Source organism: Streptomyces pristinaespiralis, from assembly GCF_001278075.1.
GTDB classification, from domain to species: domain Bacteria; phylum Actinomycetota; class Actinomycetes; order Streptomycetales; family Streptomycetaceae; genus Streptomyces; species Streptomyces pristinaespiralis.
In genome coordinates this window covers 4,837,369-4,851,829 of the sequence record NZ_CP011340.1, presented here as the reverse complement: position 1 = coordinate 4,851,829, position 14,461 = coordinate 4,837,369, and the positions used below count along the sequence as shown (strand labels likewise).

Here is a 14,461-nt window from a genome sequence, read left to right as displayed (position 1 = left end):
CCCGCCTACACTGTGCGCATGGCGAAATGGACCCCCCGGCACGAGGCACCCGAACCCCTTGAGGGACCGATCGTCGCCACCATCACCGGCGGCACGATCCTGTGGTTCGTGATGTTCGTCGTCCAGGTCCCCTTCTACGGCTGGTTCGCCGACCGCGACCTGACCTGGTGGGTGTGGACCTGCCTGGCCGGCGCGGGTCTCGGGCTCATCGGCATCTGGTACGTCCGCGGCCGGGAGGCCGCGATCAAGCGCGCCAGGGCCGCAGAGGCGTCCGGCGCCGCCGGGCCCCGGGAACCGGGCGCGCCCGCGTAGCCCGAAGTCCCCCGGCCCGTAGTCCCCCAGGGGGATTCGTGTCCGACCGTGGTCCGATCTTCTCGCCGCCCAGGGGGTGAACGCTCCCGCCCGGCCGTAACGTCGGAACCATGACGCAGCGGGCGGACATGGGCCGCGGCCCGGAGCCGGAAGGACCCGTCATCGACGCGGGCGCAGAACTCGACCCCGTACACCCCCGGCGACCACCGGGCCGCAGGCCGCCCGCCACCGGTCTGACGTCCGCCGAGGTGGCGGAGCGGGTCGCGCGGGGCGAGGTCAACGACGTACCCGTCCGCAGTTCACGTTCCGCCGTCGACATCGTCCGCGCCAACGTCCTCACGCGCTTCAACGCCATCATCGGCGTTCTCTGGGTGATCATGTTCTTCGTCGCGCCGATCCAGGACAGCCTGTTCGGCTTCGTGATCATCGCCAACACCGGTATCGGCATCATCCAGGAACTGCGTGCCAAGAAGACCCTGGACTCCCTCGCGGTCATCGGCGAGGCGAGACCGAGAGTCCGCCGCGACGGTGTCGCCACCGCGGTCTCCACCTCCGAGATCGTCCTCGGCGACCTGGTGGAACTCGGCCCCGGCGACAAGGTCGTCGTCGACGGCGAGATCGTGGAGGCCGACAACCTGGAGGTCGACGAGTCGCTGCTGACGGGCGAGGCCGACCCCGTCCTCAAACACCCAGGCGACCAGGTCATGTCCGGCAGCTTCGTGGTCGCGGGCGGCGGCGCGTTCACGGCCACGAAGGTCGGGCGCGAGGCGTACGCGGCGCAGCTCGCGGAGGAGGCGTCCCGCTTCACGCTCGTCCACTCCGAACTGCGCTCCGGGATCTCCACGATCCTCAAGTACGTGACGTGGATGATGGTCCCGACCGCGATCGGACTGATCATCAGCCAGCTGGTGGCGAAGGGCGACAACTTCAAGGACTCCGTCGCGAGGACCGTCGGCGGCATCGTGCCGATGATCCCCGAAGGGCTCGTCCTCCTCACGTCCGTCGCCTTCGCGATCGGCGTCATCCGCCTGGGCCGCAAGCAGTGCCTGGTGCAGGAGCTCCCCGCCATCGAGGGCCTCGCCCGCGTCGACGTCGTCTGCCTCGACAAGACCGGCACCCTCACGGAGGGCGGCATGGACGTCACCGAACTGCGGACGCTGGACGGCGCGGACGAGCAGCACGTGCGGGCGGTGCTGGGCGCCCTCGGGGCGTCCGACCCGCGCCCGAACGCCTCGCTCCAGGCCGTCATCGCGGCCTACCCGGACGGCGGGGAGCACCGCTGCACCGCCGCGCTGCCCTTCTCCTCGGCCCGCAAGTACAGCGGCGCGACCCTCGCGGACGGCGCCGGCGTGAGTTCCACGTGGCTGCTCGGCGCGCCCGATGTCCTGCTGCCCGCCGGGAACCCGTCCCTCGCCGAGGTCGACCAGCTCAACCGGCAGGGGCTGCGGGTGCTGCTGCTCGCGCGGGCGGAAGGCACGCTGGACGATCCAAAGGAGAAGACGGCGGCCGCCCTGGTGGTGCTCGAGCAGCGCCTGCGCCCCGACGCGTCGGCGACCCTGCGCTACTTCGCCGACCAGGACGTCGCGGCGAAGGTCATCTCGGGCGACAACGCCGTCGCGGTCGGCGCGGTCGCGGCCAAGCTCGGCCTGCCGGGCGCCGGCTCGACGCTCGACGCGCGCAAACTGCCGGCCGAGCGCGAGGCGATGGGCGCGGAGCTGGACGGGGCGGCGGTCTTCGGCCGGGTCAGTCCGCAGCAGAAGCGCGACATGGTCGGCGCGCTCCAGGCGCGCGGCCACACCGTCGCGATGACCGGCGACGGCGTCAACGACGTCCTCGCGCTGAAGGACGCGGACATCGGCGTGGCGATGGGGTCGGGCTCGGAGGCGACGAAGGCCGTCGCGCAGATCGTGCTGCTGAACAACAGCTTCGCGACGCTGCCTTCGGTGGTCGCTGAGGGCCGCCGGGTCATCGGCAACATCACCCGCGTCGCGACGCTGTTCCTGACGAAGACGGTGTACTCGGTGCTCCTGGCGATCCTCGTGGTCTGCAGCCAGGTCGAGTACCCCTTCCTGCCCCGGCACCTGACCCTGCTCTCCACCCTTACCATCGGTGTCCCCGCCTTCTTCCTGGCGCTCGCGCCCAACAAGGAGCGCGCCAAGCCCCACTTCGTCCGTCGGGTGATGCGCTACGCCGTGCCGGCGGGCGTGATCGCGGCGGCGGCGACGTTCTCCGCGTATCTGCTGGCCCGCTCCCACTACACGGGCCCGGCCTCGCTGTCCGCGGAGACGAGCGTGGCGACGCTGACCCTGTTCCTGGTCGCGATGTGGGTCCTCGCGATCATCGCCCGCCCGTACACGTGGTGGCGGATCGGCCTGGTGGCGACGATGGGGCTGGGCTTCCTGCTGGTGCTGACGGTGCCGTGGCTCCAGGACTTCTTCGCACTGAAGCTGGTGGGCACGACGATGCCGTGGACGGCCGTGGTGATCGCGGCGGTGGGGGCGGCGCTGCTGGAGCTGTCGTGGCGGGTGGTGGGGCGGCGCTTCCCCGCGTAGCAGGACCGGACGGCCCGTTCCTCGACGTGTGCCGGGCCGTCGTTTCGACGGATGCGCGGTCGGTTCTTGCTGCCGGCGGGCCGGCTCGACGTTGGTCGACGGCAGTGCCGGCGTCCCATCAGGGACCCCACCCGTCGGCACGGGCACCCTGACCGGCGCGCAGACCGACTCGCCCTCGCGAACCACCGGCCCCCGCGCCCCGCGCGCGTCGGCTCGCCCGAATTCACCTGGGCGACATACGGCCATCACGCATTGCCCACCGGGCGCAACCAGGGTCCACTACGACGAGCGAAGCGTCATGTACTCGACATAGAGGAGCTCATGTGACCCCGCGCCGCCCCCTTTGCACCGCCGCTCTCGTGGCGGGTACGGCCCTCGCGGCCGTCGCCGCGACCGTGCCCGCCCAGGCTCACCCGCACGGCCGGGCCGACGCCCTGCCCACCGTCCAGCCGCGGGCGGAGACGGCGACGCTCCACGACGACGAGGCGGGCGGCAACGCCAACGCCGACGACCCCGCGATCTGGCGCAACGCCGCCGACCCGGACCGCAGCCTCGTCGTCGCCACGGCGAAGGAGGGCGGCCTGCGGGTCTACGACCTCGACGCACGGCAGGTCCAGTCGATCGCGGCGCCGGCCCCGGCCACGGAGGACGACGCCCCCGGGCGCTTCAACAACGTCGATCTTCTCCAGGGCCTCCGGCTCGGAACGGGCCGGGCGGACCTCGCCGTCGTCAGCGACCGCGGCAACGACCGGCTGCGCTTCTACCGCATCGACCGCGACCGCCCCGGCGGCCCGCTGACCGATGTCACCGATCCCGCCGCCGCGCCCGTCTTCTCGTCGGGCCAGGAGGAGATCAACGAGCAGGCGACCGCGTACGGCCTGGCCACCTGGACCGACCGTTCCTCGGGCCGCTCCTACGCCCTGGCGAGCCGCCGCAACCGGACGGGCATCGCCCTGCTGGAGATCACCGCCCGCCCCGACGGCACGGTCGGCTACCGCAAGATCCGAACCGTCGAACTGCCCTCCGCCTTCCGCCTCCCCGACGGCACGTCCTGGTCCCCGTGCGGCGAGCCCGGTGAACTGCCGCAGGTCGAGGGCATGGTCGTCGACCCGGCGAACGGCATGCTCTACGCGGGGCAGGAGCGCGTGGGTGTCTGGCGGATGCGCGCCGACCTCACCGGCACGCCCGTCCTCGTCGACAAGGTCCGCGAGTACGGCGTCCCCGGAACGTACGACGAGGAGACGGAGGAGTGCACGCCCGGCGCCGACCCGGGCTACGGCGGCACCCGCCTGGCCGCCGACGTCGAAGGGCTGGCCCTGCTCACGGAGCCGGACGGTGACGGCTATGTGATCGCCTCCGGCCAGGGCGACAACAGCTTCGCCCTCTACGACCGCGAGGTCGGCGACCGCAACGAGTACGAGGGCGGCTTCCGCGTCACCGCCGCCTCCGCCACCCTCGACGGCTCGGAGGAGTGCGACGGCGCGGCCGTGCTGGGCGCCCCGCTCGGCCACCGTTACCCGAACGGTCTGCTCGTCGTCCAGGACGGCCACGACGCTCCCGCAGACGGTGACCGCGAGGCGACCAACTTCAAGTTCGTCGACCTGGCCGACGTCCTCGACACCGTCGACTGAGCCCGCTGCCCCACGTACTCGACACCGCCGGCCGAGCCCGGCAGGCGCGGGGGCGGCTGACCGCCGCCCCCGCGCTCCAACCGCCGCCGGCCGGTCAGGCGTGCGCCCAGTCGTGCGGCGCCGGTGATTGATAGAGGCTCTCGATGTCGTCCGGCACCGATGCGTACAGCGCTTCGTCGTTCCGGCGGTGGCGGCCGGACTGCAGCGCCTCACTGTCCGCGGCCCTCGGCGACAACCGGCCTTCAGCGGCCAGGTACTGGGCGCGAAGCAGCAGCGTCCTCGGGCTGAGGCCGAGCTCTTCCGCAACCGTCTGGAGGTCCAGGCCGGACTGCCAGCTCCATTGGAGGACGGAGTCCATGCCGGGCGACCAGACGACCGACTCCTCCGCCGGCCGTGCCATGTGCTCCACCGGCGGTACGGGCGCACTCGGCGGGACCGGTGCTTCCATGCGTGGATGAGGGAACGGGACGTCCGGAGGCACGGGCTCGTCCTCACGAGGCATCGGCGCCTGACGGTGTTCCGGTCGAACGGTGAGGATGTGCTCGGCGACGGTGCGGGCATCGGCCTTGCCGACGGTTCTGCGGGCTACTCGGACCTCACGAGCGTTCAGGCCCATGAGATCGGCGACCGCGCCATCGCTGCCGACCGTGACAGCGAACGCGGCGAGCGTACGGGCTCGGTCGGCATGCGCCTCGTCCAGGATCGCCCGCGCCTGCCGCACCTTGTCGTCGCTGCTGCAGAACGCCTCAGCCAAGAGGGTGTTGCGCTCCCAAAGGTCACGTGGTTCCACGCCCGAGTCAACGACCTTCGACGGCGGGGGACACCTACCGCGGCACCGAATACCCGAAACGGCCTATATTCCCCATTTACACTCGATCCACTGAAACGTCCATCACCAATCGGATTCTGCCCCGATCGCGGGTGCCGCGCGAAGGGCGCGGCACCCTGCGACCCGCCTACGGCCGGGCGTAGGGCCGGGTCATGATCTCCATGTTGTGGCCGCTCGGGTCGTCGAAGTACGCGCCGCGACCGCCGAACAACCGGTTGATCGCGCCCGGTTCGGTGTGGTCCGGGTCGGCGTAGTACGTGACGCCGACCGCCTCCAGGCGGGCGATCATCGCGTCGAACTGCTCGTCGGGCACCAGGAACGCGTAGTGCTGGGCCTGGATCGGCTCGTCGGTCAGCTCGTAGTAGTCGAGCGTCACGCCGTTGCCGAGGTCAACGGGCAGGAACGGCCCGAACGGCGCGGCGACTTCGACGCCCAGGATCGCGGCGATGAACTCGGCCGACAACCGCCGGTCCTTGGCGTACACGGCGGTGTGGTTCAACTGGACGGTGGTGACGGGCATGGGCTGCGGCATGGTGTGGTGACTCTCCAGGTCTCGGTTCCTCGACGGACGACGGAAGTGGAGAGAAAACGGCGGGGCTCTGGCCCGCCTCGCGCTCACGCCGAGGCCGGTCGCCTTACTCGTGCGTGGCCCATGGCCGACCCGGCAGTCACCCGGCAGAGCCTAGCCGTCGGGCCGGCGGCGCGCACCTGCCCATCCGATGAGCCGCAAGATGCTCAATACCGACGTCCGATACAGCGCGTCCGGTAAAAGGCGACATTCGGGAAGGCGCAATCCTGCGCGTTACGAGGCCGTTGGCAGGATGGGATCGCTTTGCCTGCCCCTGCGGCGGTTACTCGGCGTGCGCGATACCGCGGGTCTTTCGAGAAGGCGTCGGGTGTCGTGAAGCGCTTCGATGCGGCACCGGAGAAGCGAGCGGAGTCTGCGAGACTGACGGCATGGACGTCGAACGCAGGAACAACGTCACCGTCACCGGTAACCCGCAGGGGCCGACGGTCGTACTGGCTCACGGATTCGGCTGCGATCAGAACATGTGGCGACTCACGGTGCCTGCCCTGGTCAAGGACTACAGGGTGGTCCTATTCGACTACGTGGGTTCGGGCCGGGCGGATTCGTCTGCGTTCTCAGAGGACCGTTACGCCTCTCTGGATGGTTATGCCCGAGATGTTGTAGAAGTGTGCGACGCGCTCGACATACACGATGCCGCCTTCGTGGGGCACTCGGTCAGCGCGATGACAGGGGTGCTGGCCGCCGGCATGGCTCCGGAGCGTATCGGGGCGCTGGTGATGGTCGCTCCGTCTCCGCGGTACATCGACGACGACGGCTACCGCGGCGGGTTCAGCCCCGAGGACATCGAGGAACTGCTGGCGTCACTCGAGTCGAACTACCTCGGCTGGTCGGCGGCGATGGCACCGGTGATCATGGGCAATGCGGAGCGGCCCGAACTTGGTGAGGAGCTGACGAACAGCTTCTGCGCCACCGACCCTGACATGGCACGGGTTTTCGCCCGAACCACTTTCCTGTCGGACTCGCGGGACGATCTGAAAAGTGTGAATGTGCCCACACTGGTGCTGGAATGCACCCAAGACGTCATTGCCCCCCGAGATGTCGGCGCCTTCGTCCACCAGTCGATTCCCGGCTCGAAATTGGTCACGCTCGATGCGACCGGGCACTGCCCGCATCTGTCGGCGCCCGAAGCCACCAACGAGGCGATCACCGCATTCCTGGCGTCCTTGCGGTGATGTGCCGCACCGGGCAGCAGCCCGACCCACACGGGTCCGACGACGAGAAAACATCGAATGCGGCGTTCGCCGCGCTGCTGGAGGACAGCGCCGAGGAGTTGTACGAGAGTGCGCCCTGCGGGTATCTGTCCACGCTGATGGACGGCACCATCGTGAAAATCAACAGCACGCTGCTGGGTTGGCTCGGCTTGGAGCCGGAGGCGGTGGTGGGCCGGATGCGGTTCACCGACCTGCTGACCGTGGGCGGCAAGCTCTATCACGAGACACATTTCGCGCCGCTGCTGCGGATGCAGGGGGAAATCGGCGGCATAGCCCTGGAGATCAAGCAGGCCGACGGTGCCCGGATGCAGGCACTGGTCTCCTCCGTCGTCAAACATGGCAGTACCGGCGAGCCCGTGCTGATCCGCACCAGCGTCTTCGACGCACGCGACCGCCGCGCCTACGAAGAAGAACTTCTGCGTGCTCGGAAAGTTGCCGAGGAAGCACGTGAACAGGCGGAGGCCGACCGCGCCCGGCTGCAGGACGCCCTCGCCGTGCTCCAGCAGTCGCTGCTGCCCGACTCCTTGCCGTCGGTGCCCGGGGTGGAGACGGCCGCCCACTACCGCACCGCCTCTCCCGACCGCCTCGGCGGTGACTTCTACGATCTCTTCCCCATCGACGGCAAACGCTTCGGCTTCTTCCTCGGCGACGTGTGCGGCAAGGGGCCCCAGGCCGCCGCGGTCACTTCACTGACCCGCTACACACTGCGTGCCGCCGCCCTGCACGACCCCGACCCTGTCTCCGCCCTGTCCACCCTCAACAAGGTGCTCCACGAGCGTTACACCGACGGCGATCCGCGCTATTGCACCGTCGTCTTCGGGATCCTCACACCCGACCCCGCGGCCGGACAGGTCACCGTCCGACTCGCCTCGGGAGGCCATCCCCCGGCCCTCGTCCTGCGCGCCGACGGCACGGCCGACTTCCTGCCCACCCCTGGCGGCCTCCTCGTCGGCATCCTGCCCTCCGCGCCCTTCACCGCCGCCACCGCCGTCCTCGGCCCCTGTGACACCCTCTTGCTCTACACCGACGGCCTCACTGAAGCCCGCACCGGCGAAGACCGCACCACCCTGTACGGCGACAAGGCCCTGCGCGACTTCACCGCCGACCACGCAGGAAAGCCCCCGCATGCCGTCATGCAGGCACTGACCGGGCTGCTCGACCACTTCGGTGACGGACTCGACGACGACTGCGCCCTGCTTGCCTTCGGCGTCACCGCCCCCGCCCCCAGGACCGACACCCCCGCATGAGCCCGCTGCAGATCACCGCTCGAGAAGCCGTGACCGGTCCCGTTCTGGGGATCGTGGGGCAACTCGACTACACCACCGCGACCGAGCTACGTGACCGGCTCACCACGCTCACCCTCCGGCCGGGCCAGCGCCTCGTCCTGGACCTGGAGGGCATGGATTTCTGCGACTCCAGCGGCCTCACCGCCCTGATCGCCGCGCGAAACCTCGCCCACGCCGCCCGGGCCGACGTCGCTCTCGTCGCCGTCCCTGCCAACACTCTGCGCGTTCTGCGCATCGTCGGCCTCGACCAGATCTTCCCGCTCCACCCCGACAGCGACGCCGCCACCCAGCCCTGACCCGCCGGAGTGCCCGAATGAAACGTCTTGTCCCCACCGTGACCGGCGGTGCCGCCGTGCTGTTGTCACTCCTCCTCGTCTCCGGTTGCGGAACCGTCGTCGGTGACGCCCCGGGCGCCTCCCCGACAGGTGACGCCTCGAGCGCGCCGGCCATCGACTACGAAGCACGGGCCGAAGAGGCGAAGGCCGCACACGACCGCACGTTCCCCACGGTGGCGAAGATCTGCGCCGACGCTCCCGCAGAGCCGTCCGCGGAGCCGACCCCGTCCGAAGGCCCCACCGACCCGTGGGCCCGCAGGGTCGCCGAGAACAACGCCTACAAGACACAGGCCCGTATGGACGGTGACGCCCGCTGCCGGGGCGACGCCCACGCCCGCCGGATCGCCGGCGGCCTGGAGGGCGTCCACGACGAGAAGGCGCTCCGCGCGGCACTCGACCGTCTCGGCTACCCGCCGGAGTCGGTGGAGGTGTACGACACGGGCGTCGCCACCGGATTCACGTTCAGCATCCCGCACGCCGGCCCGTGCGTCACCGGCACCCTGACCGCCCCGGCGCAGGTGGAGGCACACGGCCACTACATCGAGGGCGGCTGCAGGGAGCCGAAGGGCGGGCACTGAGACTCGGCACGTTCCGCGTACGTGCCCGAGCGGCCCGCCGCCTCGTGGTGGCCGGTGGCCGCGCGGCTCACGTCCCGACCGTCACCTCCGCCCAGACCGTCTTGCCGACGGGCACGCGCTTCTCCACACCCCACCGGTCGGCCAGGACGTCCACGAGCACCAGACCGCGACCCGACACCTCGTCGGCGCCGGGGGCCTGCACGGCGGTCGGGGGTGCCGCCGAGGAGGCGTCGGAGACCTCGACCCTGACCCGCCGTGCCTCCAGCACCAGCCGGAGCCGGAAGTCCCGCCCCGGCACCCGCCCGTGCCGAACGGCGTTGCCCGCCAGTTCCGCCACCAGCAGGGCGACGGTGCACGAGAGGTCCGAGTCGGCGGGGTGGCCCCACTCGGCCAGGTGCCGCACGGCGACGCGCCGCGCGAGCCGCGCCCCGCGGGGTGTCGGACCGAACAGGGCCGCGAACTCCTCGCCCCTGCCGGGGTCCTCCTCCGCCGACGGCTTCTGGTCCGGGCCCTCGCCCGATGTGGTCGTGGTCTTGAGCACCGCGTCGCCCATCCCGTCCGGTCTGCGTCCGTGAGCACCATCCGTGGGTGTACGGATCGTGACGTTCCGTGTTCAAGAGTGGTCGGACGGTCCTACGCTCGGAAGGGGATGCAGCCTTACACCGCAAGCCGTAAGGAACGGAAGTAAGCCCATGGCCAAAGGAATTGAGCCCGAGGAGTCGATGGCCGCGCTCTTCGGCAGCCGGGTCCGCCGGCTGCGGACGGCCGCCGGCCTGACGCAGGCCCAACTGGGCGCGAAGACCCATGTGGTGAGCACCCGCATCACACAGGTCGAGCGGGCGTCCGGCGCCCGGCCGACACTGGAGCTCGCGCGGGCGCTCGACGCGGCGCTCGGAGCGGACGGGCTGCTGGTGGACCTGTGGCCGCACGTCTACCGGGAGTCGTTCCCCGACTGGTCACGGACGTTCATGGCGTACTCGGCGCAGGCGGCGGCGATTCGCCAGTACACCGGGCACGTCGTGCCGGGTCTGCTGCAGACAGAGGAGTACGCGCGGGCCGTGCTGAGCGTCGGCCTGTCCCACCGGAACGAGGAGCACCTGGAGGAGCGGCTGACCGCCCGGCTGGAACGGCAGAAGCGGCTCGACCCGCCCGACCCCCCGGAACTGCTGGCGATCCTCGACGAGACGGTGCTGCGCAAGCGGATCGGCGGGGACGACGTCATGCGACGCCAGCTCGCGCGTCTGCTGGAAGCCGCCGCCCAGCCGCACATCACCGTACTGGTCCTGCCGTTCGACGAGGGCGCGCACGACGTGCTGGGCGGTTCGCTGACCGTGCTGACCCTGCCGGACGGATCCGAAGTCGCCTACACGGAAGGCGCGGACCACGGCCAACTCTTCGAAGATCCGGCCGATGTGCGGCGTTTCGCGGTGGCCTACGATCGGCTCCGGGCAGCGGCCCTGCCCCCGCGCAGGTCGCTCCACATGATCCGATCCGCGATGGAGGAGGACTACCGTGACCCGAATCTCCCTTCCCGGTCCGCGCGACGCCGCCTGGCGCAAGAGCAGTTACAGCAATCAGGAGGGCGGCGACTGCGTCGAGGTGGCCGACGGAATCCCCGGCGTGGTTCCGGTACGTGACAGCAAGGTCCCGCACGGTCCCGCGCTCACCTTCGCGGCCGTGTCCTGGACCGCGTTCATAGGCGAGTTGAAGGCCGCCGACCGGGCCTGAGCCGAGCGGGACCCGGTGCGTACGCCGGTCTTCGCTGCACGCCGGGATCCCGCCCGCGAGGGGTCGGTGAGCCACGAACTCCCCCAAAGAACCTGGGGGAAAGAACCACCCGCCCTCCCTCCCCTCCCCCGCATCACCCGGACGAGTGACTGGCTTGCGGGGGTGGGAAGTTGGCGGTTACGTTCGCGGCAACAACCCCAGACATATGACGGCCCCCGGCCGGGACGGCAATCCCGATCGAGGGCCTCACCGATCAGGAAGAGACACCTTCCCGATGGCTGAACGGCAGTCTAACGCGCCCCTGCGCGCCCCCGCCGGAGCTCCGAGCTCCGGGGTGATCCACGTCCGCACCCGCCTCACCGCCGACTTCACCGTGGTCGCCAACGCCCTCGCGCAGCGCCCCGGAAGCGCGGTCACGGTCGGCGTCGCGATCTACATCCTGTCGCTGCCGGACGGCGCACCCGTACGCATCGACGCCCTGTGCGAGCACTTCACCGAGGGCGAGATCCTCATCTCCCGCGCCCTGCGCGAACTGGAGGCGGACGGCTATCTGGACCGGCGCCGCGAGCGCGGTCCGAGCGGCAGACTCCGCACCCGGACGTTCTTCCACGACGTGCCCCCGGGCGACGGGCCGGAGCCTCCCCAGCCGCCCTCGCCACCGCGCCCCCGCAGGTCCGAGCCGTCACCGCCGCGGCGCGCGCCCGAAGCCCGGCCCGGGTCCGAGCCGGAGCAAGGGCCGGAGCAAGGGCCGGGTCGACGGCCGGAATACGAGCCGGAACAAGGAGCGGAACACGGGCCGGGCCCCGCGCCCGCCGGGGAGGCCGCCGTCACGGAACCGGCCGCCCCTGCGGACCCCGCCGCCCACCCCGGCCCGGACCCCCGCGCCGCGGTGATCCTGGCCTCGCTGCGCATCGTCGACCGCCGGCTGATCCTGTCCCGGCGCGAGGCCGACCGACTCGCCCCGGCGGTCACGCAATGGCTCGACCAGGGTGTGAGCCCCGAGGACATCACCGCCCACCTCACGGAACGCCTCCCCAGCCCGCTCCGGGCCCGCCCGGCCCGCATCCTCGCCTATCGCCTCCGTGAACTGCCCCCACCGCTGCCCGCGCTGCCCGCAGCCCCCGCCGCCGTCCCCTGGCAGACCTGCGACGGCGGCTGCGAACGCGCCTTCCGCGCGGCGGAACCGGGCCGTTGCCGCGACTGCCCGCCGGACGCGGGCCTGGCGACGGCATGCTGAAGCGACGGCGGCCGGCACAGGACCGTCCCCGCGAGCCGGTCGACGACATGTTGAGCAACACGGCCCGGCCACCGGGACAGACGCTGGTTCCGGCTGCCGGGCCCGGGTCCCGGCCTCGTTCTACATCTGCTCGCCGGACTCGTGGGCGTCCTCGTGGGCGCCGGCGCTGACCAGCCCTGTCTCGTAGGCGACGATGACGGCCTGGACACGGTCACGGAGCCCGAGTTTGGCGAGGATGCGGGCGACATGGGTCTTGACGGTCGCCTCCGCCAGGTGGAGACGGGTGGCGAGTTCCGCGTTGCTCAGTCCTCGGGCCAGCAGGCCGAGGACCTCCAGTTCGCGCGGGGTGAGCGCGGCCAGGTCGCGGTGGAGGGCGGCGGTGTCACTGCCGCGCCGGGTGAACCGCTCCACGAGGCGGCGGGTGATGGCGGGCGCGAGGAGAGCGTCGCCGGTCCGGACCGTGCGGACGGCCGCGGTCAGATGCTCGGGGGTGACGTCCTTGAGGAGGAAGCCGCTGGCCCCGGCGGACAGCGCCGCGTAGACGTACCGGTCCAGATCGAACGTGGTCAGGATGATGACGCGAGGTTCGCCCGGGGCGCCGGTGAGGATGCGGCGGGTGGCCTCCAGGCCGTCCATCTCGGGCATCCGGACGTCCATCAGGACTACGTCGGGACGTGTGCGGCGGGCCGCCTCGACCGCTTCGGTCCCGTTGGTCGCCTCGGCGACGACGTCGATGCCGTCGGCGCCGAGGATCAACCGGAATCCCGTGCGGACCAGGGTCTGGTCGTCGGCGAGGAGCACACGCGGCGGCTCGGTCACGGCGTCTCCAAGGGGATCAGGGCCTCCACACGGTAGCCGCCGGTCAGGCGCCGGCCGGTGTTCAGGGTTGCGTCGTAGACGGCGAGACGCTCGCGCAGGCCGATCAGGCCCCGGCCGCTTCCGGTGCCCGCGCCCGGCCGCCCACCGGTGTCGGTGACCTCCACCCGGAGCCGCCGCGGGCCGTACTCGACGGTCACGGCGGCAAAGGCGCCGGACGCGTGCTTCACGGTGTTGGTCAGGGCCTCCTGGACCACGCGGTAGGCGGCGAGTTCGAGGCCGGGCGGGAGGGGACGGGGCAGGCCGGTCACGGTCAGGTCGACGCGCAGTCCGGTGTCCCGGACCCGTCCGACCAGCGCCTCCAGCTGGTTCAGGCCGGGTTGCGGGGTCAGCTCCGCCGCCGTGTCCGTCCCCTCCCCCTCGTCGGTCATGGTGAGCAGTCCCATGACGTGGCGCAGCTCGGTCATCGCCGCGCGCCCGCCCGCCTCGACGGCGAGCAGGGCCTCGCCGGCCTGCTCGGGGGAGGTTTTCATGATCTTGCGGGCGGCGCCCGCCTGGATGATCATCACGCTGACGTTGTGCGTGACGACGTCGTGCAGTTCGCGGGCGATCCTGGCCCGCTCGTGCTCGACGGCCCGGCGCAGCGCCTGTGCCTGTTCGCGTTCCAGGGCGGAGAGCCGGGTGCGGCCCTCGTCGGTCCGGAGTTTCCAGGTACGCAGGCCGACGGCCGCCACGGCCATCGGGGCCAGGATCAGCAGGGCGATGTATTCGTTGGGGACGATCGGTGTCAGCGAGTTCCCCGAGGTGCCGACCAGAACGACCGACACCGGCAGCGCCGCCAGGGTCGCCACCCGGTACGGGCTGTACACGGCGGCGCTGTAGACGGCGATGACGAACGCGTAGAAGGTCAGCCGCAGGACGCTCTGCGGTGTCGCCAGAGTCGCGGCCGTCGCGACGCACAGCACGGCGAGCGGGTAGCGGCGGCGCAGCGCCAGGGCGCCCGAGGCGACGACCGCGAGGGTCACCATGAGAACCAGGCCGCCGAGGCCGGACGGGCGCGGAAAGGCGTGCTCCACGCCGGGGGCGATCTCACGCACCACGACGTTGTCGACGTTGTCGACGCCGTAGTAGACGGTGGCGATTCCGAGTCCCAGTGCCACCAGCGCGTCGAACTGCCGGGCGCGCCGGGTGGGCCGCAGGGGAGGACCACTCGGAAGCCTGGCGTCGTGGACCGTCCGGCGGACGGCTCCCCGCAGCCGCGCCGACGTCAAACGTGCGTCCGTCACCGGTTCATTGTGGCCGCCGCGCGGCCCCGCGGGATCCGCCTCGACGGGCATTCCCACCGCAACGGATACGT

General features: G+C 71.3%; 15 protein-coding genes. 10 read left to right on the top strand and 5 right to left on the bottom strand.

The features are described from left to right. Window positions 1-18: 18 nt before the first annotated feature. The 3 genes from SPRI_RS20660 to SPRI_RS20650 all read left to right on the top strand — a co-directional run bounded on the left by SPRI_RS20660 (window position 19) and on the right by SPRI_RS20650 (window position 4,495). Window positions 19-312, top strand: coding sequence for a DUF2530 domain-containing protein (locus tag SPRI_RS20660; RefSeq protein WP_037774369.1), 294 nt, complete (start codon window positions 19-21; stop codon window positions 310-312). A 110-nt stretch (window positions 313-422) separates the two neighbouring features. Next, the gene (locus SPRI_RS20655; RefSeq protein WP_005315899.1) at window positions 423-2,864 is read left to right on the top strand and encodes an HAD-IC family P-type ATPase; all 2,442 of its coding nucleotides are present in this window, start codon (window positions 423-425) and stop codon (window positions 2,862-2,864) included. A gap of 323 nt (window positions 2,865-3,187) precedes the next feature. Next, window positions 3,188-4,495 carry a phytase gene (locus SPRI_RS20650; RefSeq protein ID WP_005315897.1) on the top strand — a complete coding sequence of 436 codons (1,308 nt, stop codon included), beginning with the start codon at window positions 3,188-3,190 and terminating at the stop codon, window positions 4,493-4,495. 94 nt (window positions 4,496-4,589) lie between these two features. Here the strand turns inward: SPRI_RS20650 and SPRI_RS20645 are convergent, their stop codons facing one another. Both SPRI_RS20645 and SPRI_RS20640 read right to left on the bottom strand, forming a co-directional pair. Next, window positions 4,590-5,285, bottom strand: coding sequence for a hypothetical protein (locus SPRI_RS20645; RefSeq protein ID WP_005315894.1), 696 nt, complete (start codon window positions 5,283-5,285; stop codon window positions 4,590-4,592). Window positions 5,286-5,451: 166 nt separating this feature from the next. Further along, window positions 5,452-5,844, bottom strand: coding sequence for a VOC family protein (locus SPRI_RS20640; RefSeq protein ID WP_234020407.1), 393 nt, complete (start codon window positions 5,842-5,844; stop codon window positions 5,452-5,454). Window positions 5,845-6,281: 437 nt separating this feature from the next. On the opposite strand from SPRI_RS20640, the gene SPRI_RS20635 reads away from it, so the two are divergent. From SPRI_RS20635 to SPRI_RS20620, 4 genes are read left to right on the top strand one after another with little or no spacing between them, the layout of a single operon-like run. Continuing rightward, window positions 6,282-7,085 carry an alpha/beta fold hydrolase gene (locus tag SPRI_RS20635; protein WP_005315889.1) on the top strand — a complete coding sequence of 268 codons (804 nt, stop codon included), beginning with the start codon at window positions 6,282-6,284 and terminating at the stop codon, window positions 7,083-7,085. Next, a complete protein-coding gene (locus SPRI_RS20630) occupies window positions 7,085-8,371 on the top strand; it encodes a PP2C family protein-serine/threonine phosphatase (RefSeq protein ID WP_005315887.1) in 1,287 nt (428 codons plus the stop codon). The genes SPRI_RS20635 and SPRI_RS20630 overlap by 1 nt, the downstream gene beginning before the upstream one ends. Continuing rightward, window positions 8,368-8,706 (top strand): STAS domain-containing protein, encoded by a 339-nt coding sequence (locus SPRI_RS20625; RefSeq protein WP_005315884.1) that lies wholly within the window; start codon window positions 8,368-8,370, stop codon window positions 8,704-8,706. Before SPRI_RS20630 ends, SPRI_RS20625 begins: the two co-directional genes overlap by 4 nt. Before the next feature lie 17 nt (window positions 8,707-8,723). After that, window positions 8,724-9,323 carry a hypothetical protein gene (locus tag SPRI_RS20620; protein WP_005315881.1) on the top strand — a complete coding sequence of 200 codons (600 nt, stop codon included), beginning with the start codon at window positions 8,724-8,726 and terminating at the stop codon, window positions 9,321-9,323. 67 nt (window positions 9,324-9,390) lie between these two features. Here SPRI_RS20620 and SPRI_RS20615 read toward each other — a convergent pair whose 3' ends face one another. After that, a complete protein-coding gene (locus tag SPRI_RS20615) occupies window positions 9,391-9,876 on the bottom strand; it encodes an ATP-binding protein (protein ID WP_005315878.1) in 486 nt (161 codons plus the stop codon). Between the two features lie 169 nt (window positions 9,877-10,045). On the opposite strand from SPRI_RS20615, the gene SPRI_RS20610 reads away from it, so the two are divergent. The 3 genes from SPRI_RS20610 (at window position 10,046) to SPRI_RS20605 (ending at window position 12,288) form a co-directional block, all read left to right on the top strand. After that, the gene (locus tag SPRI_RS20610; protein WP_005315874.1) at window positions 10,046-10,960 is read left to right on the top strand and encodes a helix-turn-helix domain-containing protein; all 915 of its coding nucleotides are present in this window, start codon (window positions 10,046-10,048) and stop codon (window positions 10,958-10,960) included. Beyond that, complete coding sequence (locus SPRI_RS37300) at window positions 10,923-11,051, top strand: DUF397 domain-containing protein (protein ID WP_078535312.1); 129 nt, start codon at window positions 10,923-10,925, stop codon at window positions 11,049-11,051. The genes SPRI_RS20610 and SPRI_RS37300 overlap by 38 nt, the downstream gene beginning before the upstream one ends. 274 nt (window positions 11,052-11,325) lie before the next feature. After that, window positions 11,326-12,288: a hypothetical protein gene (locus SPRI_RS20605; RefSeq protein WP_063805353.1), complete on the top strand. Its 963-nt coding sequence runs from the start codon at window positions 11,326-11,328 to the stop codon at window positions 12,286-12,288. A 120-nt stretch (window positions 12,289-12,408) separates the two neighbouring features. Here SPRI_RS20605 and SPRI_RS20600 read toward each other — a convergent pair whose 3' ends face one another. Together SPRI_RS20600 and SPRI_RS20595 are read right to left on the bottom strand one after the other, a co-directional pair. Further along, entirely contained in the window at window positions 12,409-13,107 is a 699-nt protein-coding gene (locus SPRI_RS20600; protein WP_053557163.1) for a response regulator, read from the bottom strand. Next, the gene (locus SPRI_RS20595) at window positions 13,104-14,441 is read right to left on the bottom strand and encodes a sensor histidine kinase (RefSeq protein WP_078535311.1); all 1,338 of its coding nucleotides are present in this window, start codon (window positions 14,439-14,441) and stop codon (window positions 13,104-13,106) included. The genes SPRI_RS20600 and SPRI_RS20595 overlap by 4 nt, the downstream gene beginning before the upstream one ends. Between the last annotated feature and the right edge of the window lie 20 nt (window positions 14,442-14,461).

Coding starts and splice junctions, on each gene's coding strand:
- SPRI_RS20640 (WP_234020407.1), bottom strand. CDS start 5,844: ATGCCCGTCACCACCGTCCAGTTGAACCACACCGCCGTGTACGCCAAG.
- SPRI_RS20615 (WP_005315878.1), bottom strand. CDS start 9,876: ATGGGCGACGCGGTGCTCAAGACCACGACCACATCGGGCGAGGGCCCG.
- SPRI_RS20610 (WP_005315874.1), top strand. CDS start 10,046: ATGGCCGCGCTCTTCGGCAGCCGGGTCCGCCGGCTGCGGACGGCCGCC.
- SPRI_RS20605 (WP_063805353.1), top strand. CDS start 11,326: ATGGCTGAACGGCAGTCTAACGCGCCCCTGCGCGCCCCCGCCGGAGCT.
- SPRI_RS20625 (WP_005315884.1), top strand. CDS start 8,368: ATGAGCCCGCTGCAGATCACCGCTCGAGAAGCCGTGACCGGTCCCGTT.
- SPRI_RS20620 (WP_005315881.1), top strand. CDS start 8,724: ATGAAACGTCTTGTCCCCACCGTGACCGGCGGTGCCGCCGTGCTGTTG.
- SPRI_RS20655 (WP_005315899.1), top strand. CDS start 423: ATGACGCAGCGGGCGGACATGGGCCGCGGCCCGGAGCCGGAAGGACCC.
- SPRI_RS20630 (WP_005315887.1), top strand. CDS start 7,085: ATGTGCCGCACCGGGCAGCAGCCCGACCCACACGGGTCCGACGACGAG.
- SPRI_RS20595 (WP_078535311.1), bottom strand. CDS start 14,441: ATGCCCGTCGAGGCGGATCCCGCGGGGCCGCGCGGCGGCCACAATGAA.
- SPRI_RS20635 (WP_005315889.1), top strand. CDS start 6,282: ATGGACGTCGAACGCAGGAACAACGTCACCGTCACCGGTAACCCGCAG.
- SPRI_RS20660 (WP_037774369.1), top strand. CDS start 19: ATGGCGAAATGGACCCCCCGGCACGAGGCACCCGAACCCCTTGAGGGA.